The sequence below is a fragment of the Streptomyces sp. NPDC052042 genome, assembly GCF_044548345.1.
Lineage (GTDB): Bacteria > Actinomycetota > Actinomycetes > Streptomycetales > Streptomycetaceae > Streptomyces.
Map to the genome: position 1 here is coordinate 1 of NZ_JBIUBU010000008.1, position 20,359 is coordinate 20,359.

Annotated in this window: 16 protein-coding genes; 14 read left to right on the top strand and 2 right to left on the bottom strand. The window is 72.2% G+C overall.

Annotation, left to right across the window (positions count from 1 at the left end; translation table 11 throughout):
• Positions 1–1,059: 1,059 nt before the first annotated feature.
• On the bottom strand, positions 1,060–1,521 hold the full coding sequence (locus ACIHCL_RS15575; RefSeq protein WP_399861890.1) for a MarR family winged helix-turn-helix transcriptional regulator: 462 nt from the start codon (positions 1,519–1,521) through the stop codon (positions 1,060–1,062).
• A 141-nt stretch (positions 1,522–1,662) separates the two neighbouring features.
• Here ACIHCL_RS15575 and gap point away from each other — a divergent pair, with 141 nt between their 5' ends.
• From gap to ACIHCL_RS15635, 12 genes are all read left to right on the top strand, one after another.
• On the top strand, positions 1,663–2,667 hold the full coding sequence (gap, locus tag ACIHCL_RS15580; protein ID WP_399861892.1) for a type I glyceraldehyde-3-phosphate dehydrogenase: 1,005 nt from the start codon (positions 1,663–1,665) through the stop codon (positions 2,665–2,667).
• 230 nt (positions 2,668–2,897) lie between these two features.
• Positions 2,898–3,755 (top strand): 1-deoxypentalenic acid 11-beta-hydroxylase, encoded by an 858-nt coding sequence (ptlH, locus tag ACIHCL_RS15585; protein ID WP_399861894.1) that lies wholly within the window; start codon positions 2,898–2,900, stop codon positions 3,753–3,755.
• A 31-nt stretch (positions 3,756–3,786) separates the two neighbouring features.
• A complete protein-coding gene (locus tag ACIHCL_RS15590; protein WP_399861896.1) occupies positions 3,787–5,241 on the top strand; it encodes an MFS transporter in 1,455 nt (484 codons plus the stop codon).
• Between the two features lie 178 nt (positions 5,242–5,419).
• Positions 5,420–6,271 (top strand): 1-deoxy-11-beta-hydroxypentalenate dehydrogenase, encoded by an 852-nt coding sequence (gene ptlF / locus ACIHCL_RS15595; RefSeq protein ID WP_399861898.1) that lies wholly within the window; start codon positions 5,420–5,422, stop codon positions 6,269–6,271.
• Positions 6,205–8,034 (top strand): neopentalenolactone/pentalenolactone D synthase, encoded by a 1,830-nt coding sequence (gene ptlE, locus ACIHCL_RS15600; protein ID WP_399861900.1) that lies wholly within the window; start codon positions 6,205–6,207, stop codon positions 8,032–8,034. Before ptlF ends, ptlE begins: the two co-directional genes overlap by 67 nt.
• A gap of 36 nt (positions 8,035–8,070) precedes the next feature.
• On the top strand, positions 8,071–8,994 hold the full coding sequence (ptlD, locus tag ACIHCL_RS15605) for a neopentalenolactone/pentalenolactone F synthase (protein WP_399861902.1): 924 nt from the start codon (positions 8,071–8,073) through the stop codon (positions 8,992–8,994).
• A complete protein-coding gene (locus ACIHCL_RS15610) occupies positions 8,991–10,004 on the top strand; it encodes a polyprenyl synthetase family protein (RefSeq protein ID WP_399861904.1) in 1,014 nt (337 codons plus the stop codon). Before ptlD ends, ACIHCL_RS15610 begins: the two co-directional genes overlap by 4 nt.
• Positions 10,005–10,092: 88 nt before the next feature.
• Positions 10,093–11,106 carry a pentalenene synthase gene (gene ptlA / locus ACIHCL_RS15615; RefSeq protein WP_399861906.1) on the top strand — a complete coding sequence of 338 codons (1,014 nt, stop codon included), beginning with the start codon at positions 10,093–10,095 and terminating at the stop codon, positions 11,104–11,106.
• 64 nt (positions 11,107–11,170) lie between these two features.
• Positions 11,171–12,565 carry a pentalenene oxygenase gene (ptlI, locus tag ACIHCL_RS15620; RefSeq protein WP_399861907.1) on the top strand — a complete coding sequence of 465 codons (1,395 nt, stop codon included), beginning with the start codon at positions 11,171–11,173 and terminating at the stop codon, positions 12,563–12,565.
• A 414-nt stretch (positions 12,566–12,979) separates the two neighbouring features.
• Positions 12,980–14,350, top strand: a complete 1,371-nt coding sequence (locus tag ACIHCL_RS15625) for an alkaline phosphatase (RefSeq protein ID WP_399861909.1) — start codon at positions 12,980–12,982, stop codon at positions 14,348–14,350.
• A gap of 288 nt (positions 14,351–14,638) precedes the next feature.
• Positions 14,639–15,118 (top strand): BlaI/MecI/CopY family transcriptional regulator, encoded by a 480-nt coding sequence (locus tag ACIHCL_RS15630; RefSeq protein WP_399861911.1) that lies wholly within the window; start codon positions 14,639–14,641, stop codon positions 15,116–15,118.
• Positions 15,119–15,121: 3 nt separating this feature from the next.
• Positions 15,122–16,057, top strand: a complete 936-nt coding sequence (locus ACIHCL_RS15635; protein ID WP_399861913.1) for a M56 family metallopeptidase — start codon at positions 15,122–15,124, stop codon at positions 16,055–16,057.
• A 146-nt stretch (positions 16,058–16,203) separates the two neighbouring features.
• On the opposite strand, the gene ACIHCL_RS15640 is transcribed toward ACIHCL_RS15635, so the two are convergent.
• Complete coding sequence (locus ACIHCL_RS15640) at positions 16,204–16,470, bottom strand: GlsB/YeaQ/YmgE family stress response membrane protein (RefSeq protein WP_399862284.1); 267 nt, start codon at positions 16,468–16,470, stop codon at positions 16,204–16,206.
• A 479-nt stretch (positions 16,471–16,949) separates the two neighbouring features.
• Here ACIHCL_RS15640 and ACIHCL_RS15645 point away from each other — a divergent pair, with 479 nt between their 5' ends.
• Positions 16,950–17,312 (top strand): ArsR/SmtB family transcription factor, encoded by a 363-nt coding sequence (locus ACIHCL_RS15645; protein WP_399861915.1) that lies wholly within the window; start codon positions 16,950–16,952, stop codon positions 17,310–17,312.
• Positions 17,305–20,205: an HAD-IC family P-type ATPase gene (locus tag ACIHCL_RS15650; RefSeq protein ID WP_399861917.1), complete on the top strand. Its 2,901-nt coding sequence runs from the start codon at positions 17,305–17,307 to the stop codon at positions 20,203–20,205. Before ACIHCL_RS15645 ends, ACIHCL_RS15650 begins: the two co-directional genes overlap by 8 nt.
• The last annotated feature ends 154 nt before the right edge of the window (positions 20,206–20,359 follow it).

Below are 20,359 nucleotides of genomic sequence, written 5' to 3' on the forward strand. Positions count from 1 at the left end.
CCATCCGCATATCTCACACACCACGGAATACAGCCAACGCCCCAGGTCGATCAGGGACTTCGAAAGAGATCACCCTAACGAGCCGAAGTCAGTAACCATCGCGCCTGAGTATCTGTACTCATGCGGAACCGGGACCTCGGTCGGGTGGGCCGACGCTGCCCGGCGCGCTCGGGGCCGAATGCGCGGCGTGCATGAACCCGGCATCTCGGTAAGGGAATTGGCTCGGACAGATCGTGGCCTTCTGGAATGACGCCGCAGGGGACCGACGCTTGCGGATGGCTGCGCGAATCGTGGGTGCTCCTCCGAGATGTATTGCCGTCCCGATACACCAGAGTGATCCAGAAGGTGCTGTCGTCGTCCTTCGCTGCGGAGGCCCTTGTGGCGGAGTCGTCCTCCTTTGCCGACGCATCGGTGCTGTTGGATCTGGAGGTGCCGGGAGACGACGCCTGCGACGCTGTGGCTGCGAGGTCCGGGAGGGGAGTACTCGTTGGCGGGGCACTGGTGCCAGGGTTCTGCAGAGCGATGCGGGGCGTACGGCGCCGTAGCCGAGGTAGTCGGTGCGCCCCTTGCGGCTCTTGGGCTTGTTTGTCGTGTTGAGCATGCCCGTGAGTATCTGGTTGTTCGTCCGGTGTCGTTCGTCCGGTCGGGACGCTTGGGCCAGATCATCGAGGCGGAGGCGGAGGCGGAGGCGGAGGCGGAGGCGAGGGCGGTGCCGTCGCTGGTGCCGTGCGTCTTGCATAGTTCCGTACCGCCGAGACAGGCCGTGAACATGCCCTCGCCCGGCGCGACCAGGTCGACGTGGGGGCCGTGCTGAGATTCCTTCGTCGCCTTGACGATTCTGTTGATTGCCCCGACGCCCTCCACGCCAGGAGTCGCTGCCGGATGTTCCAGTTCGTGGCGAGCATCGCCGGTGTTGCCCACTCCCGCGACGACCAGCTTGCCCTTGGACAGCGCGTAGGCGACGGACTCGGTCAGCCAGCTCCCGCGGGCGCCCGGTGCCGCCCTGCGAGATGTCGATGACCAGGGCGTCCGAGCCCGCTGGGCGTTCGCGGGCGCGGGTTACCACCCCGCCTCGGCCCCCAGTTCCGCGAGGCGGGTCAGGGCGGGGAGGGCCGCGGCGATCGACTGTCGTTCCTCGGGGGACAGCTGGGCGAGCAGCGGGAGCAGGTGGCGGCCCCGGTCCTCGTGGCGGGCCAGGCCTATCCTCCGGCCGTTCTCGGTGATGTGGACGAGGACGGCGCGTCCGTCCGCCGGGTCGGGGTGGCGTTCCACGAGCCCGTCGCGTTCGAGGCGGGTGACCAGCTGGGTGACCCCGGGCTGGCTGATCTGCTCGGTCCTGACGAGTTCGGTCAGCCGCTTCGGGCCGCCGAAGGCCAGGGTGTCCAGCACGGACAGCGTCGTGAACGACAGCTTCTGGACCGTGGGGAGCCGGATGTAGTAGCGGTTGAAGTTCTCGATCGCTCTGGTCAGATCGCCGACGTCCAAGTCGGCGTTCTCAGCGGGGTGTTGAGATGGAGTCACCCTGGAAATGTATCGCAGACTTATATAAGATCCTGATCGATCGCGGACCGGCGTGCTGCCTGGTGCGCGGTCCGCATCGCACCTCGGCGCAACGGCGCGTCAATCGACCACCTCAAGAGCGCTAGGTGAGGAGCACACCTCATGACCGTGCGTGTCGGTATCAATGGCTTCGGACGCATCGGCCGCAACGTCTTCCGTGCGGCGGCCGCCCGGGGTTCGGAGCTGGAGATCGTCGCCGTCAACGACCTGGGCGATGTGCCCACGATGGCCCACCTGCTCGCCTACGACTCGGTCCTGGGCCGTCTCCCCGAAGAGGTCACCGCCGAACCGGACGCGATCCGCGTGGGCGACCGGAGGATCAAGGTCCTCTCCGAGCGCGACCCGGGTGCCCTGCCCTGGGGCGATCTGGGAGTGGACGTCGTGATCGAGTCCACCGGTGTCTTCACCAACGCGGCGAAGGCGCGTGCTCACGTCGACGGCGGGGCGAAGAAGGTCATCATCGCCGCTCCGGCCAGCGGTGAGGACGTCACGGTCGTGCTCGGCGTCAACGACGGTGCCTACGACCCGGAGCACCACACGGTCATCTCCAACGCCTCCTGCACCACCAACTGCCTCGCCGTGCTGGCCAAGGTGCTGCACGACGCGGTCGGCATCGACGGCGGCATGATGACCACGGTCCACGCCTACACGCAGGATCAGAACCTCCAGGACGCCCCGCACAAGGACCTGCGCCGGGCCCGGGCCGCCGCCCTGAACATCGTGCCCACCTCCAGCGGCGCCGCCAAGGCCATCGGCCTCGTCCTGCCGGACCTCGACGGCCGGCTGGACGCGTTCGCCCTGCGGGTGCCTGTCCCGAACGGCTCGGTCACCGACCTCACGGTCACCACCCGTCGCGCCACCACCGTGGACGAGGTGAAGGAGGCGTACGAGGCCGCGGCCTCGGGGCCGTACAAGGGCCTGCTCTCCTATGTGGACGCGCCGCTGGTCAGCACCGACATCGTGGGCGACCCGGCCTCCTGCGTCTTCGACGCCGGGCTCACCCGGGTGTCCGGCCGACAGGTCAAGGTCGTCGGCTGGTACGACAACGAATGGGGCTACTCCAACCGCCTCATCGATCTGTCCCTGCTCGTCGGGTCGTCCCTCTAGCTCTCGCCGACCCGGTGCCCGCACCATCCGAACGCCCGCACCATCCGAACACCCGCCCCATCCGAACGCCCGCACCATCCGAACACCGCGGCGGCCGCCCCATCGGGCGGCGGCCCGCCGCTTCGTCGCGCCCGTGGCCCGGTGCGCGGCACATTCGGCGCCATCGAAGCCTTCGGCCTGCCCGGATGCCCGACGGACCCCCGCGCACGACGTCACGAGGACAAGGAGCTATGACGAACGCGATCAGCGATTACGTGGACTGCACGCCTCTCCTCGAAGACCGTGAGGCCCTCGACCGGTTCTACGACGAGCACGGCTACGTCTTCCTGCGGGGTGTCCTGGACCGCGACCTCGTCCGGGCCGCCGCCGAGCAGATGCTCGACGGCCTCGTCGAGCTCGGCCACGCCGCCCCGGACGCGACGCTCGACACCCTCACCATCGACTCCTTCGAGGCGGTCGACGAGGTGGCGATGCACGGACACGTGAAGTACGACGACTTCTGGAACCACCCCTCGACCCTCAGGGTCTTCGAGCAGGTCTTCGGCGAGCCGGTCTTCGTCTTCAGGTCCACGACGATCCGCTACTACCCTTCCGCCGCGGGCTCCGAGAAGCCGGACTTCTCGCACCTCACCCCGCTGCACCAGGACGGCTTCTACATAGGTCCGAACAAGGACTTCCGCACCGCCTGGATACCGCTCATCGCGACCACCCCCGCCTCCGGCGGTGTCGCGCTCGCCGACGGCAGCCACAAGAAGGGGCCGCGCGAGCACGTGCTCAGCGAGGACTACCGCAGGTTCGGCCACCCCGTGCGCGGCATCCCGCCGCAGGAGCTGGGCGAGGACGAGCGCCTGCTGTACTCCCCCATGGGGCCCGGGGACGTGCTCCTCTTCCACGCCTTCTTGTGCCACAAGTCCCTGCCGAACATCTCGGCGGACCCGGCGATCATGCGGATGTCGATGGACACCCGTGTCCAACCCGCCTCCTCGCACCGCGGGTTCAACGCCCTGACGCCCTGGACGGAGTCCGCCAAGGACCCCTCCAAGGGAATCATGTCGAAGATCACCGGCACCCCGACCACCGTCGACTAGCGGCGGCACCCCACGGCCGAAGAGCGAGCCCATGACGAAGAACCGGGGAACCACCCCCGCACAAGGACCGACCGCCCGGCAGACGCCCGCGGCCCGGGCGGCCCCGGCCGCGCCGGGGCTCGGCGGCGTCGCCCTCGTGGTGGTGCTCACCGGATACGCGCTGTCCATCGTGGACGCCTTCATCGTCAACGTGGCGCTGACCACGATCGGCAAGGACCTCCACGGTGGCCCCGCCGCCCTGGAGCTGGTGGTGTCCGGTTACGGGCTCACCTACGCCCTCGGCCTGGTGATGGGCGGGCGGCTGGGCGACGCCTTCGGCAGACGGCGCCTGTACGCCTACGGGCTCGCGGCGTTCACCCTCACCTCCGCCTTGTGCGGAGTCGCCCCGACCATCGGATTCCTCGTCGTGGCACGCCTGTTGCAGGGCCTGGCCGCCGCCATGCTGGTGCCGCAGGTGCTGGCGACGATCCAGGCGGCCACCGAGGGCCAGGCGCGCGCCCGGGCGATCAGCCTGTACGGCGCGACGGCGGGTCTCGCCGCCGTCGCCGGGCAGATCCTGGGCGGTCTGCTGGTCTCGCTGGACATCGCCGGGCTCGGCTGGCGGTCGGTCTTCGCGATCAACGTGCCGATCGGTCTGGCCGCGCTGCTGGCCGTGCGGCGCGTGCCCGCGACGAAGGCGGACCGGAGGCCGGGCTTCGACCCGCTGGGCACCGTGCTCTTCGGCGTCGCCATGGTCTGCGTCCTGGTCGTGGTCGTCGAGGGCCGCGAGCTGGGCTGGCCGCTGTGGCTGTGGTCGCTGCTCGTGGTGGCCGCGGTGGCGGCGGTGGCGCTGGTCCGGGTGGAGCGCGCGCTGGAGGACCGGGGCGGATCGCCGCTGCTGGCGCCGACGGTGCTGTCCCATTCGGGCATGCGGATGGGGCTGGCGGCGATGGTGCCGTTCTCCATCGGGTTCGGCAGCTTCATGTTCGTCTACGCGTTGATCGCGCAGGGCAGGTTCGGCCTCGGCGGGCTCGCCTCCGGCGGTGTGCTGTCGCCGTTCGCCGCGGCCTTCTTCGTGGTGGCGCTGTTCACGCCCAGGATCGCGGCGGCCCTGGGGCGGCGGATCGTTTCGCTGGGCGCGCTCGTCCAGGGCGCCGGTCTGCTGCTGATGGCGCTGGTGATCGGGGTGAGCTGGCCGCATCCGCCGCTGCCGCTGGTGCTCGCCGTGCTCGCCTTCACCGGCGTCGGGCAGGCGCTGATCGGTCCGACCCTGTTCCGCATGATCCTCGCCGATGTCCCGCCGGCCAAGGCCGGCATGGGCAGCGGTGTGCTGGTGACCAGTCAGCAGATGGCGACGGCCCTGGGCGCGACCGTGGGCGGAACGCTCTACCTGTCCCTGGCGCACGCGCTGTCGGAGCCCTCCGCGGCCGTGCTCGTCCTCGTCCTGCTGGCGGGTTTCTCGGCGACCATTTTCGTGATCAGTCTGAAGCTCCCCGATCCCCGCTGACCGGCGGGACGCCGCGTCCGCGGACCTCCCCGTGAGCAGTCCGAAGCCCCCGACCCCGCTGACCGGCGGATACCGCATCCGCCCAGCCCTGTTGACCAGCGCGACCTGAACAGAAGCCCCGTCGGCCGGCGGCGCGCCCCCATCCCGGCGCGCCCGCAGCAGAAGCGGAGACAGCCAGGTGCACTTACAACCCGGGACGGCCGTGGTGACCGGCGCGGCCGGCGGAATCGGTCTCGCCCTCAGTGCCCGCCTCGCGCGGGCCGGAGCGAGCGTCGTCATGGCGGACGTCGAGGGCGACGTGCTGAACCGCCGCGCCGCCGAACTCGCCGAGCAGGGCGGGCAGATCACGGCGGTGACGGCCGACCTGACCGATCCGGACGCCGTCGACCGCCTCACGGCCACGGCCTTCGACCGGCTCGGCCACGTCGATGTGGTGTGCAACAACGCCGGAGTCCTCGGGGCGGTCGGAGAACCGCTGTGGACGGTGCCGCTGGAGCGGATGCGACGGGTCTTCGAGGTGAACCACTGGGCGCACGTCCTGGTGGCCCGCGCCTTCGTCCCGAGGTTGCTCGCCGACGGCCGTCCCGCCCATCTGATCCACACGGCCTCGATGTCCGCCTTCGTGGTCGGCGCCGGCAGCGCGGCCTACGCCGCCTCCAAGCACGCCGACCTGGCGGTGGCACGCAGCCTGCGCGCCGACCTGAGGGGCACCCCCGTACGGGTGTCGGTGCTGTGCCCCGGACGGGTCGACACGCCCATGGTCCAGGGTCTTCAGGCCCCGCCCGGCGCGGGCGGCGACACCACGGTCGGCGCCGAGGAGGTCGCCGAGACCGTCTGGGAGGCCCTCGGGTCCGACCGCTTCTACCTGTTCACCAACCCCGACGCGCGGCAGCGGCTGAGTGAGCAGTTCGACGACGTATGGCGCCACGTTTCCCTTCCGACCCCGTTCATCGAGGAGCAGCTGTGGTCCGCGCCGGAAGCGACGACCGTACCGACCACCGGACGGAGACCGTCGACCTGGAGGCGGTGAGGGCGAAGTACCGGGAGGAACGCGACAAGCGAGCCGACGGCCGCACCTACCGGTTCGCCCGCGGCGCGTTCGCCCGCTACGCACAGGACCCCTACGCGGAGCCGCTGGAGCGCCCGCCGCTCGCCGACGAGGTGGACGTGGCGATCGTCGGAGCCGGCATCGGCGGCCTGCTGGCCGGCGCGCGCCTGCGCCAGTCCGGCGCCGTCGGACGGATCCGTCTGATCGATGCCGCGGGCGACGTCGGCGGAACCTGGTACTGGAACCGCTTCCCGGGGCTCAGGTGCGACATCGAGAGCTACATCTACATGCCGCTGCTCGAAGAGCTCGGCACGGTGCCCGCCGAGAAGTACGCGACCGGGGCCGAGATCCTCGCGCATCTGCGGGCCGTCGCCGAGCACTACGACCTCTACCGCGACGCGCTCTTCCAGACGTCCGTCACCGAACTGCGCTGGGACGACCGCGCCGGGCAGTGGCTGGTGCGCACCGACCGCGGCGACCTCGTCCGCGCCCGGTACGTGTGCATGGCGATCGGCTCGCTGCACCGGCTCAAGCTCCCCTCCGTGCCGGGACTGGAACTCTTCGGCGGGCACAGCTTCCACGCCGGCCGTTGGGACTACGCCTACACCGGCGGCGACAGCGGCGGGGGAATGACCCGGCTGCGGGGCAAACGGGTCGGAATCGTCGGCACCGGCGCCACGGCCGTCCAGGTCGTCCCGCATCTCGCCGAGTGGGCCGAGCACCTGTACGTCTTCCAGCGCACTCCGGCGGCCGTGGACGTGCGGGCGAATCGGCCGACCCCGCCCGACTGGGCGGCGGATCTGGAACCGGGGTGGCAGCAGCGCCGTATGGACAACTTCCACGCGCTGACCTCCGGGGTGCCGCAGGACGAGGACCTGGTGTCGGACGGCTGGACCCGGACCACGGCCCGGCTGGCCGCGATCCTGCCGAAGTCCGGCACCCACGGGGGCGGGGGCGGAGATCCGCGGGAGCCGGCGGCCGAGGCCGAGCGCGCGGACTTCCTCAAGATGGAGGAGCTGCGCGAGCGGGTCGACGCCCTCGTCCCGGACCCGGACACCGCCGCCGCGCTCAAGCCGTACTACCGGCTGTTCTGCAAGCGGCCGTGCTTCCACGACGGTTACCTGGAGACCTTCAACCGGCCCGGTGTGACGCTGGTGGACACCCAGGGGCGGGGCGTGGAGCGGCTGACCCGGACCGGGGTGGTGGCGGGCGGCCGGGAGTACCCGGTGGACTGCCTGGTCCTCGCCTCCGGCTACGAGTCCGAGTACGCCGTGCCGTACACCTCCCGCGCCGGGTACGACATCGTGGGCCGCGACGGCGTCAGGCTGTCGGAGAAGTGGGCGGACGGGGCCCGGACCTTCCACGGGCTCCAGGTGAACGGCTTCCCCAACTGCTTCATCCTGTCCAAGGTCCAGTCGGGACTGCACGTCAACGTCCCGTACATGCTCAACGAGCAGAGCAAGCACCTGGCCTACGTCGTCAAGTCCGTCCGGCAGCACGGCTGTCAGGTCGTCGAAGCCTCCGAGGCGGGCGAGAAGGAATGGGTCGAGGAGATCCTCCGGCTCGCCCGACGTGACACCGAATTCGCCCGGAACTGCACGCCGGGCCTGTTCAACAACGAGGGGAAACCCGGCGAGTTGCACGCCCTCAACTCCAGTTACGGCGGCGGCTCGGTGGAATTCGTGAACATCCTCGAGCGCTGGCGCGCCGCCGGCGATCTCGCCCATCTCGAACTGCGCAGCTGACCATCCGCAACCACCTGCGAAGAGGTGTCGACGACAGTGGAGATATCACCGATACCCGGTGCCGACCTCGGGGCCGTGGTGCACGGCGCCCGCATCACCGGAGACATGGACGAGACCCGGTCCAAAGAGATCTGGTCGGCACTCGACGAGCATCTGGTGCTCGTGTTCCGGGGCCACCGCACCCCCTCCGACGAGGAGCTCCTGTCCTTCGGCCGCCGCTTCGGGCACATACCGAAGACCGGCCTGACCACCGGTGCCCACCCCGACCACAACGAGATCCTGATCATCTCCAACGTGGTGGAGGACGGGCAGAAGATCGGCGTCGGCGACGCCGGGTGGATGGACTGGCACACCGACTACTCCTTCCGCCCCCGGGTCTCCCGGATCGGCTTCCTGGCGGCGGTCGAACTCCCGCCCTCCGGCGGCGGGCAGACGCTGTTCACCAACATGTACGCCCTGTACGAGTCGCTGCCCGAGGAGCTGCGGCGGCGCCTGCACTCCTACCGGGCCCGGCACGCGCTGCGCTCCGGGTACGAGGAGACGATCGAGGAGGAGTACCAGGGCGAGGTGTCCATCTCGGGCGGTGCCGCGGGCGGTGCGGAGGTGCTCGCGGCGGAGATCCAGCCCGAGGACGGCACCTCGACCGTCCACCCCCTGATCGCCCGCAACCCGCGCACCGGCCGCCAGGCCGTCTACGTCAACCGGCTGAACACCAAGCGGGTGCTGGAGCTCGCCCCCGACCAGAGCCGGGAACTGCTCCAGGAGCTGTGGACGCACGCCGGTTCGCCCGGGCACACCTACACCCACACCTGGCTGCCCGGCGACATCGTCATGTGGGACCAACTGGGCACCGTCCACGCCAAGACGGCCTTCGACCCGAACGAACGCCGCATCCTGCGCAAGGTCGTCAGCATCTTCGACGACCCGGCCCAGCCCTGGCGCGCGGAGGAGGCCGTATGACCGCCGTCCCCGCCTGCCTCCACCGCAGCCGCGACGCCATCACGCCGGCGCTGCGCGCGGCCGTGGACCGGCTCGACCGCAAGACACGCCACCAGGCGGCCTACCACTTCGGCTGGATCACCGCCGGGGGCGCGCCGGCCGCCGCCGGCGCCGGGAAGGCCGTCCGGCCGGCCCTGGCGCTGCTGTCGGCCGAGGCGGTGGGCGCGGAGCCGGAGATCGCCCTGCCCGGAGCCGTGGCCGTGGAACTGGTGCACAACTTCTCGCTGATCCACGACGACCTGATGGACGGCGACGAGGAGCGCCGCCACCGGCGCACCGTGTGGAAGCTCTGGGGTGCCTCCAGCGCGATCCTGACCGGTGACGCGATGCTGGCGCTCGCCCAGGAGGTGCTGCTGGACTCCGGGCTGCCCACGGCGGCGCCCGCGGCCGGGCTGCTGGCGCGGACCACCCGGCACCTGATCCGCGGCCAGGTGCAGGACCTGTCCTTCGAGCAGCGGTCGCACGTGGCCGTGGCGGACTGCGTCGACATGGCCGCGGGCAAGACCGGGGCGCTGCTGTCGGCGAGCGCCGCGATCGGCGCCGTACTCGCCGGGGCCCCGGAGGCCGCCGTGGACGCCCTGGCGCTCTACGGCGACCAGGTGGGCCTGGCCTTCCAGCTCACCGACGACGTCCTCGGCATCTGGGGCGATCCGGCCGTCACCGGCAAATCGGTCCACACCGATCTGCGCGCCCGCAAGAAGTCCCTCCCGGTCAGTTACGCGCTCAACCAGGGCGGCACGCTCGGCGTCGAGCTGGCCGCCTGGCTCTCCGCCCCCGGCGAGCCCGGAGAGGAGGAACTGCGGCGCGCGGCGGAGCTGATCGAGGCCGCCGGCGGCCGCGACTGGGCGCTGTCCGAGGCGGCACGGCGGATGGCGCTGGCCGAGGACGCGCTGCGCGGCGTCGACCTGGACGCCGGCGCGCGCGAGGAGCTCCTGGCGCTCGGACGCTTCGTCGTCGACCGCGAGGTGTGAGGCCGGACCGGACCTGATCCGCGCAGCCGTTCCCCCTGTTCCCCCCCAGGCACCACCCCGCCCGCTGTCCACACGTCAAGGATCCCCCATGCCACAGGATGTCGACTTCCACATACCCCTGCCCGGTCGGCAGAGCCCCGACCACGTCCGGGCCGAGGCCGAGCAGCTGGCGTGGCCGCGGTCGCTCGGTCTGATCACCTCCGAGGCGGCGGCCGAGCGCCATCTGCGCGGCGGCTACGCCGACCTGGCCTCCCGTTTCTATCCCCATGCCACCGGCGCCGACCTGGATCTGGGCGTCGACCTGATGTCGTGGTTCTTCCTCTTCGACGACCTCTTCGACGGGCCGCGCGGCGAGAGCCCCGAGGAGGCCAAGCGGCTCACCGACGCGGTGGCGGCCGCACTGGACGGCCCCCTGCCGGCCTCGGCGCCCCCGATCGCCCACGGGTTCGCCGACATCTGGCGGCGTACCTGCGAGGGCATGACACCGGCCTGGCGCGCGCGCAGCGCCCGGCACTGGCGGAACTACTTCGACGGGTACGTCGACGAGGCGGGGAGCCGGTTCTGGAACACGCCGTACGACTCTGCCGCGCAGTACCTCGCCGTGCGGCGGCACACCATCGGCGTGCAGCCGACGGTGGACCTCGCCGAGCGCGCGGGCCGCTTCGAGGTGCCGCACCGGGCCTTCGACAGCGCCGTGCTGTACGCGATGCTCCAGATCGCCGTCGACGTCAACCTGATGCTCAACGACATCGCCTCCCTGGAGAAGGAGGAGGCCCGCGGCGAGCAGAACAACCTGGTGCTGATCCTGCGTCGCGAGCACGGCTGGTCCAAGAGCCGCAGCTTCTCCCACATCCAGGACGAGGTGCACGCCCGGCTCGAACAGTTCCTGCTGCTGGAGTCCTGCCTGCCGAAGGTCGGCGAGATCTACCGGCTGGACGAGGGCGAGCGCGACGCGCTGGAGCGGTACCGGGTGGACGCGGTGCGCACGGTGATCCGGGGGTCCTACGACTGGCACCGCTCCTCGGGCCGCTACGACGCCGAGTACGCGCTCGCCGCCGGAGCCCAGGGCTACCTGGAGGAACTCGGCAGCAGCGCCCGCTGAGCGCCGTCCGCCGTCGCGGGAATCGCCGCCAACGGATCCGTAGAGACAGGAAGTTGAGGAACGGATGTCCGAGCAGACCCCCTTCGCCGCGGGTACGGCGCCCGGGGCCGTGCCCATCGTGGGACACGCCCTGCAGATGATGCGCTACCCGGTGAACTTCATGACGTCGCTGTCGGCCCACGGCGACCTGGTGCAGATCAAGATCGGTCCCACGCCGGCGTACGTACCGACCCATCCCGATCTGCTGAGGCAGGTGCTGACCAACGACCGCCTCTTCGACAAGGGCGGGGTCTTCTACGACCGTGCCCGGGACATCGCCGGAAACGGGCTGGTCACCTGCCCGTTCGCCGACCACCGCCGGCAGCGGCGGCTGATGCAGTCGGCGTTCACCCGCCCCCAGCTCAAGCGCTACTCGGCGGCCATGCACGCCGAGATAGAGGCGACGGCGTCGCGCTGGCACGACGGCCTGGTCGTGGACGCGTTCCCCGAGCTGTACGGCATGGCCCTGCGCACGGTGGCCCGCACCCTCTACTCCACCCCGGTCAGCCCGGAGCTGGCGGCCGGTGTGGAGGGGGCCTTCGACGTCGTGCTCAACGGGCTGTTCCGCCAGATGTTCCTGCCCCGCTTCATCCGCCGTCTGCCCCTCCCGGCCAACCGCCGCTACCGCGACAGCCTGCGCTTCCTGCACCGGACCACCCAGGACCTGATCGACGACTACCGCAGCGACGGCGTCGAGCACGACGACCTGCTCGCGGCACTGCTGGCCTCCCGCGACGACGACGGCGGACGGCTCGGCGACCGGGAGATCCACGACCAGGTCATCACCGTGATGGCCGCCGGCACCGAGACCGTCGCCGGCACCCTCACCTGGGTGTTCTACCTGCTCTCCCAGCACCCGGAGATCGAGGCGGCGCTGTACGAGGAGATCGACACCGTCCTCGACGGGCGCCCCCCGGGCTGGGACGACCTGCCGAACCTCGCCCTGGCCGACCGGATCATCTCCGAGGCGCTCCGGCTGCACCCGCCGGCCTGGCTGTTCACCCGGCTCACCACCGCCGAGACCGAACTGGCGGGCCGCCGGCTGCCCGAGGGCACGACCATCGTCTTCAGCCCGGCCGCGGTGGCCCAGTACGAGGACGCCTTCGACGACCCCACGACGTTCGCCCCGGACCGCTGGCTGCCGGACCGGGTCTCGACGCCGGCCCGCCAGGCGTTCATGCCGTTCGGCACCGGTGCCCGCAAATGCATCGGCGACCTGTACGCGCGCACCGAGGCCACGCTGGGGCTCGCCACGATCCTCGGCCGCTGGCGGGTGAGCTGCGAGCCGGACATGGACATCCGCCCCGTACCGCTGGCGACCATCTACCATCCGCGCCGACTGCGCCTGAAGTTGTCCGCCCGCACCCCGCGGCCCGTGCTGTCCTCCGTACCGGCGCCGAGCGGGGGCGATGCCACATGACGGGGGTGCGGTCGGCCGCCGCCGGGCATCCCGTCCGCCCGGCGTGAGCCCGGCCCCGCACGGCGTCGGCCGGGCCCGGCGGGCGGGCGAGGGAGCGCTCCGGCCCGTGGCGGGGCCGGGGCGCGGGGCGGGTCAGGCGCTCGTGCAGGTCCTGCCCCGCATGACACGTACCGTGATCGGAACTCGCTGCTTTTCTCATGCGCGCGAAGTACGCCGATGGTTCCGCGGGGCGACGCGGTGATCCGGCGGGGCGGGGCGTGATCCGGCGGTACGGACCGGGCCGCGTGTCATGTTCCAGCAGATCAGCGGGCACGTGGATGTCGTCCGCGGTTCACACGGCACTGATGGACTCGGCGGTGTCGAACCCCGTTCCGACCGGTTCCACCCCGTACCGACCTGTGCAAGGAGTCACGCATGCCCGGACCGCGAACGTCCCGCAGCCGTCTGGTGGCCGCCAGTGCCGTCGTGGCGGCCACCGCCGCCGTTGTCGCCGTCACCACGACGGCGGGCGCGTTCGGCCCGAACGAGCAGGCCCAGCGGGCCATCAAGGGCGGGAAGGCGAAGAACGTCATCCTGCTGATCGGCGACGGCATGGGGGACTCGGAGATCACCCTCGCCCGTGACTACACCGTGGGCGCGGCCGGCCGGCTGAACATGGACGAGTTCCCGCTGACCGGCGCCTACACGACCTACGCCGTGCACGCCGACGGCACCCCGGACTACGTCACCGACTCCGCGGCCAGCGGCACCGGCTGGGCGACCGGTGTGAAGACCGTCAACGGCCGGATCTCCAAGACCCCGGGCACCGACAAGGCCGTTCCGACCATTCTGGAGCTGGCCCAGAAGGGCGGGTACGCCACCGGCTCGGTGACCACCGCCGAGCTCACCGACGCCACCCCGGCCGTCCTGGCCGCGCACGCCACCGACCGCTCCTGCCAGGGCCCCGCCGACATGGCCAAGTGCCCCACCGACACCATCGCCAAGGGCGGCCCCGGCTCGATCGCCGAGCAGAGCGTCAACCACAAGGTCGACGTCCTCCTCGGCGGCGGCAAGCAGCGCTTCGACCAGAAGGTGACCGACGGCCGGTACAAGGGCCTGACCGTCACCGAGCAGGCGCAGAAGCTGGGCTACCAGGTCGTCACCGACGACCGGTCCATGAAGGCGGCCAAGGGCGACAAGCCCGTTCTGGGGCTCTTCGCTCCGGGCAACGTGCCCACCGAGTGGACCGGCAAGCCCGCCGCGGTCGGCGGCACCGACCCGCAGCGCTGCGTCACCGACAACCCGAACCGCCCCGCCGGCACCCCGAACCTCGCCGACCAGACCACCAAGGCCATTCAGCTCCTGGAGGCGCAGCAGAAGGGGAAGCACGGCAAGAAGGGCTTCTTCCTCCAGGTCGAGGGCGCCTCGATCGACAAGCAGGACCACGCGGCCGACCCGTGCGGCCAGATCGGTGAGACGGCCGCGTTCGACCACGCGGTGAAGGCGGCCCGCGACTACGCCGCCAAGCACCCCGACACCTTGGTCGTCACCACCGCCGACCACGGCCACACCAGCCAGATCGTGCCGCTGGAGGCCCAGCCGCCCGGCCTGTCCTCCATCCTGATCACCGACGAGGGCCAGAAGCTGAAGGTCAACTACTCGACCAACAGGCCCGGCCAGTCGCAGGAGCACACCGGCACCCAGGTCCGGATCGCGGCTCAGGGCCCGCAGGCGTACCGCGTCCTCGGCGTCACCGACCAGACCGACCTGTTCACGACGATCCGCGAGGCGCTCCGACTGCGCTGAGGGCCGCGCTGACCGGTCGCACCGACCGGCTGCCGGCCGTGTCGCGCCGGCCGGCAGCCACGTCACGCGCGTCCCCCGTGCCGCGTGTGCCGCCCGCTCCGCCCGTGCCATTCAGGTCATGCGTTGACAGGCACGTCGTGTACGCCCGCGAGGGGCCGCCCGGACCGCCGGGCGGCCCCTCGCGGGCGTCTTTCTCTGCCGCGCCCCGGGCCGGTGGTGGCGCGGCCCCGTCTCACTACGATGGGGTGCCACCCGAAGGGGAGGGCGCAGGGGCAGGGAGACGACGGCATGACGGACCAGGAGCACGACCGGGACCGGAGCGTGGGCGGCGGGGAGTGGGGTGCGCGGGCTCGCCGTCGTGGGCAGGGCGAGCTGGAGGCGCAGGTGCTGTCCGCGCTCCGGGTCGCGCCCGGTCCGGAGACGGCCGCCTGGGTACGGGCGCACCTGGGGGGCACGCTCGCCTACACGACCGTGATGACGATCCTGACCCGGCTGCATGCGAAGGGCGTGGTCACCCGGGAGCGTGCGGGCCGCTCGTTCCTGTGGACGGCGGCCGCGGACGAGGCCGGGCTCGCCGCGCACCGCATGCGCAGGGTGCTGGACGGCGAGACCGACCGCGAAGCCGTACTGATGAGCTTTGTGTCGGGCCTGTCCGCACGGGACGAGGAACTGCTCCGCGCGCTCCTCAACGACCCCCATGACACGGCACCGAAGGGCCGGAGCGAACCGAAGGGCTGTACCGAGGACCGGGACGGCCGGGAGAACTGAACCATGGGCGTCTTCGTCTTCCTGCCGCTCGTCCTTCCCCTGACCGCCTGGCCGGTCGCCCGCCTGGCGGAACTCCATCTCCACCCCCGGGCCGCCACCAGGCTCCTGTCCGCGACGAGCGCCGTTCTCGGCCTGTGCAGCACCCTGTGCCTGGTGCTGCTCGCGATCGTCGGCACCGCGCAGCTTCCGGGGAACCCGCTGCCCGACGGCTGGTCCGATCCCGAGGTACGGGCGGCCGTGCCGCACCATGAACTCGTCGGAAAGGCCGCCATCGGGGCCCTCGCGGTGGTGGCCGTGGCGTGTACGGCGCTCCCGCTGCGCCACTACCGGGTGCGGCGCCACGCCGAGCGGGCGCTCCGGGGGCTGCCCGCCACTTCCGTCGCCGTGCTGCGGGACGACACGCCCTACGCCCATACGCTGCCCGGCAGCGGGGACGCGGGCCGGATCGTGGTCTCCACGGGGATGCTGGCCGGTCTGGGGTCCCGGGAGCGCCGTGCCCTGTTCGCCCACGAACGCGCCCATCTCGTCGGGCGCCACCACCGCTTCCTCATGGTGGCGGGGCTGGCGGCGCGGGCCAACCCGTTCCTGCGCCCGCTCCGCACGTCCGTGGCGTACACCGTGGAACGCTGGGCGGACGAGGAGGCGGCCCGCGTGGTCGGTGACCGGCGGGTGACGGCCCGCGCGGTGGGCAAGGCCGCGCTGATCTCGCCCCCGCCGCCCGCCTCGACGCTGGTGGCCTTCGCCGCCGCGGGGCCGGTCCCGCGCAGGGTCGCGGCGCTGCTCGGCCCGGCTCCGGCGGCACGCACCTGGCCGCCCACGTTCACCGCGGTCGGTGCGGCGGCCTGGTACGCCGTGGCCGGCACCGCTCTGTCGGCCATGTCGTCCGCGAACTCCGCCGTCACGATGGTCCTGATCCTGCGGGCGGCCACACCGCTGTGAGCCTCGGCGGGGGCTGAGGGATCCGGGCCGGGGGACGGGGGCCGTGGGATCCGGGGGACGGGGGACGGGCGGGAGCGCGGGTCGGCCGGTGCCGTCGCGCGTCGGTCCCGTCCGAAATCCCGTCTCGGTCCCGTTCCGGCCCCGGTTCAGTCGCGCGAGTTCCCGAAGAGGAGGCGATAGGCGATCAGCAGGACGAGGGAGCCGCCGATCGCCGCCGCCCACGTGGCCAGGTCGAAGAAGCTGTTCTCCACGGGGCGGTCGAGAAAGCGTGCCGAGATCCAGCCGCCGACGAAGGCGCCCGCGATGCCGGTGAGCGTGGTGCCGATGATGCCGCCCGGATCGCGACCGGGCAGCAGGATCTTGGCGATGACTCCGGCGATCAGACCAAGCAGGATCCAGCTGATGATGCCCATGTTGTCGTTCCCCTCTTCGAGCCGTACCGGGCGGATCAAGTCCCGATCGGTGGTGGTGCGTTGCGTGGTTGCGCAACTGTACAGACGATGGTGAGGACGCCGTTCGGACCCTGCTGGTTGCGCGGCTGCCGCGGGGCCCCGCCGTGGCCGGGCGGGGCGGCCGGTGCACGGCCTGGTCGCCTGCACGGCCTGGTCGTCGCGACCGGCACTAGTGTGGTGGCCGGGAAGGTTCACCGGCAGACCTTCCGGGCCGCAGTACTAAGACGTCTAAGGGCTGTCCCGTCATCCGCGGTGGGCCGGCGCGCGGCGTCGGATGCGGTGCGGCACAAGGCGGAGAGGCGTCCGCATACTGGATGCATGTGGACGTTCCGGCAAAGCGGCGAGGTGCCGTAGCCGACGCCTCGCGCCCGCCGGGGATGACGGGACAGCCCGTAGACTGGGCAGGTTCGCAGGCGATCCGGCGAAAGGGAGGGACGACGGTGGCGACAGGCGTGGACGGCTTCGAGGACCCGCCTGCCGAGGTGCTCGCGGAGGCCGCCGCGGCCTTCGGACTGCTGGCGTCCTCGGCCCGGCTGCACATCGTGTGGGCGCTGGCCCAGGGCGAGAGTGATGTCACCGGACTCGCGGAGCGGGTGGGCGGCGCGCTGCCCGCGGTCAGCCAGCACCTGACGAAGCTGAAGCTCGCGGGCCTCGTACGCTCTCGCCGTGAAGGCCGGCGCATGGTGTACTTCGTGGACGATCCCGATGTCGTGACGGTCGTACGGCTGATGGTCGGCCAGTTGACCGCGCGGGCCGACGGCACGTCCGCGCCGGTGCGCGCGCTCCGCAGGACCGGTGCCTGAGACCTCCGAGGCCGAGGAGTCGGGTCTCACGGCGCCCGGACCCGCGGCCCTCGTGCCGTCGGCTGCTCCGTCGCGGGGCGGGACCGCCGTCACCGGCGGGGCCCTGCGCGAGCTGACCTCCCTCCAGGTACTGCGCGCGCTGGACAGCGGCCCGCGCGGCCTGACGGACGGGGACGCGGCACAGCGCCTGGCCGTGTTCGGCGAGAACACGCTTCCCGCCCGGCGGACCGTCTCATGGGCCGGACGCTTCCTGCGCAGCCTTCGTGATCCGTTCACGGGGGTGCTGCTCTGCCTCGGCCTGGTGTCCGCGGCCGTCGCGGCCTGGGGCACCGCCTGTGTGATCACCGTGCTGGTGGTGGTCAGTTGTGTGCTGCGGTCGGCGGGGGAGTACCGCGCCGACCGGTCGATGGCCGGGCTGCGGGAGCTGGTCGCGACCACCGCGACCGTCCTGCGCCGCGCGGACGACGAAGCGGCGCCGGTGGCCCGTGAGCTCCCGGTCGACGAGCTGGTGCCCGGGGACGTGGTCCGCCTGGGCCCCGGGGACCTGGTCCCCGCCGATGTGCGGCTGCTGCGCGCGAACAACCTGAGCGTGAACCAGGCGGCGCTCACCGGGGAATCGGCCCCGGTCGTCAAACACCCCGTCGACGTCCCGAACCGGCCGGTGAGCGGGACGCCGGTGAGCGGGGTACCGGGGTACGAGCGGTCGGAGGCCGGACCGGCGGGGAGCGGGGCGCCCGGGGACCGGGCGGCGGGCGGCGGGACGCCGGAGAGCGGCCCCTTCGGCGCGCCCCAGCTGTGCTTCCAGGGCAGCAGCGTCATGGCGGGCAGCGGCACCGCGGTGGTCGTCGCGACCGGGGCGCACACCCGGTTCGCCGCCGCGCACGACGCCGTGCCCCCGCGCGGCCGGAGCGCCTTCGACCGGTCGGTGCACGGCATCTCCTGGATCCTGATCCGGTTCATGCTGCTGACGCCGCCGCTGGTGCTGATGGCGAACGCGGCGCTGCGCGGCCGGGGCCTGGAGACGCTGCCGTTCGCGGTGGCGGTGGCGGTGGGGCTGACGCCCGAGATGCTGCCGGTCATCGTCACCACGTGCCTGGCGCGCGGCGCGTCGCTCCTCGCCCGCGCCCACGGCGTGATCGTACGGAGACTGCCCGCGCTGCACGACCTGGGCGCTGTCGACGTGCTGTGCCTGGACAAGACCGGCACGCTCACCCAGGACCGGCCCGTCGTGGTCCGCGCGCTGGACGTCGACGGCCGGGAAGACCCGGAGGTGCTGCGCTGGGCCGCGGTCAACGCGTGGTGGACGCTCCAGCTCGCCGACCTGCCCGTCCCCGACGCCCTGGACGAGGCGATCCTCGACGCGGCCGATGCCGGCGGCGGCGGGTCCGGCGCGGCCGACGGCACCGACGGCACCGACGCGGTCGGTCTCGTCGCGGTCGGTCACGACGGGGGCGGCCACGACGGGGGCGGCCACGAGGCGTTCGACTACGACGGGATCGCGGCCGTGCCCTTCGATCCCGCCCGCCGTCTCTCCACCGCCGTCGTGCGCACCCCCGGCCGCCTCGGTGTCCACACCCTCGTGGTCAAGGGCGCGGTCGAGAACGTGCTGGAACGGTGCGCGCTCGACGAGGCCGAACGGCGGCGGCTGCTCGCGCTCGCCGCGAGCCGGGCGGACGACGGGCTGCGCCTCCTCGCCGTCGCCACCGCCGAACGCCCCGCACGGCAGCGCCCGTACACGCCCGCCGACGAGCGCGGCCTGACGTTCACCGGCTTCGTGGCGCTGCGCGAGGAACTGGTGCCCTCCGCTTCCGGCGCCCTGCGCGTCCTCGCCGACCGCGGCGTCACGGTCAAGGTGCTCACCGGGGACCACCCCGGCACCGTGGCCCGGGCCTGCCGCGATCTGGGCCTCGACCCGGGTGAGGTGTGCACGGCGGACCGCATCGACCGGCTCACGGACCGGGAACTGGCCGAACTCGCCGACCGGACCACCGTGTTCGCCCGCTGCACCCCCGAGCACAAGGCGCGCATCGTCACCACGCTGCGGGCCGCGGGTCACACCACCGGCTTCCTCGGCGACGGCGTCAACGACCTGCCCGCACTGCACGCCGCCGACATCGGGATCTGTCCACGCGACGCCGTCGACGTGGCCCGGGAGAGCGCCGGGGTGGTGCTCGCCGACCACGGCAAGGACCTGACCGCGATCGACCACGCGATCACGGCGGGGCGGCACAGCAGCGTCACCATCGCGACGTATCTGCGCATCACGCTCTCGTCGAACCTCGGCAACGTCATCGCCATGCTCGCCGCCGGGCTGCTGCTGCCGTTCCTGCCGATGCTCCCGGTCCAGGCACTCGTCCAGAACCTGTGTTTCGACGCGGCCCAGCTCACCTTCTCCTACGACCGGGTCGCCCCGGCCGCGCTCAGCCGCCCGACCATGCTCCGGCCGCGCGACTTCCTCCGCTTCATCACCGCCTTCGGCGCGCTCAACGCCGTCGCCGACCTGGCCACCTTCGCGGTGCTCGCATTCACCCTGCGAGGCCCGGGCGGCGCGGACGACGAGGCGTTGTTCCACTCCGGCTGGTTCACGGAGAACCTGCTCACCCAGGCCCTGGTGATGGTGCTCCTGCGGACCGGCCGCCGCGCCGCCGAGGCGAGCGGCGGCTTCGGGGCGAGCGGCGGCTTCGGGGCCCGCGGGGTCAGCCCGGTCGGCCGCGCCGCCGCCGCGCTGGCCGTCACCGGTCTGCTGCTGCCGCTCTCCCCGCTGGGCCCGCCCCTCGGCATGATGGTCCTGCCAGGTGTCTATTACCTGCTGCTGGTGGTCGTCCTCGGGCTGTACGCCGTCGCCCTCGCGGTCGCCCGCCGCCGCTACGAGAAGCGCGGTGCCCGCGTGTAGACGCTGTGCCAGGGCCGGGCGCGGTGTCCGTGGACGCGGCGGCCGGTCCCGGCCTCGGGGCGAGCATTGCGGCGTCCGGGTGGGTGCGGGTGGGGTGGTGCCGCTCGCCGCCTCGCCGATGCCGCCGGACTCCGTAGGCTGGTGGGGAATCGGC

What these genes read in the sequence shown, in the direction of transcription:
- ptlH (WP_399861894.1), top strand. Translation starts at nt 2,898, where the DNA reads ATGACGAACGCGATCAGCGATTACGTGGACTGCACGCCTCTCCTCGAA.
- ACIHCL_RS15630 (WP_399861911.1), top strand. Translation starts at nt 14,639, where the DNA reads ATGACGGACCAGGAGCACGACCGGGACCGGAGCGTGGGCGGCGGGGAG.
- ACIHCL_RS15590 (WP_399861896.1), top strand. Translation starts at nt 3,787, where the DNA reads ATGACGAAGAACCGGGGAACCACCCCCGCACAAGGACCGACCGCCCGG.
- ptlI (WP_399861907.1), top strand. Translation starts at nt 11,171, where the DNA reads ATGTCCGAGCAGACCCCCTTCGCCGCGGGTACGGCGCCCGGGGCCGTG.
- ACIHCL_RS15625 (WP_399861909.1), top strand. Translation starts at nt 12,980, where the DNA reads ATGCCCGGACCGCGAACGTCCCGCAGCCGTCTGGTGGCCGCCAGTGCC.
- ptlA (WP_399861906.1), top strand. Translation starts at nt 10,093, where the DNA reads ATGCCACAGGATGTCGACTTCCACATACCCCTGCCCGGTCGGCAGAGC.
- ACIHCL_RS15610 (WP_399861904.1), top strand. Translation starts at nt 8,991, where the DNA reads ATGACCGCCGTCCCCGCCTGCCTCCACCGCAGCCGCGACGCCATCACG.
- ACIHCL_RS15640 (WP_399862284.1), bottom strand. Translation starts at nt 16,470, where the DNA reads ATGGGCATCATCAGCTGGATCCTGCTTGGTCTGATCGCCGGAGTCATC.
- ACIHCL_RS15635 (WP_399861913.1), top strand. Translation starts at nt 15,122, where the DNA reads ATGGGCGTCTTCGTCTTCCTGCCGCTCGTCCTTCCCCTGACCGCCTGG.
- gap (WP_399861892.1), top strand. Translation starts at nt 1,663, where the DNA reads ATGACCGTGCGTGTCGGTATCAATGGCTTCGGACGCATCGGCCGCAAC.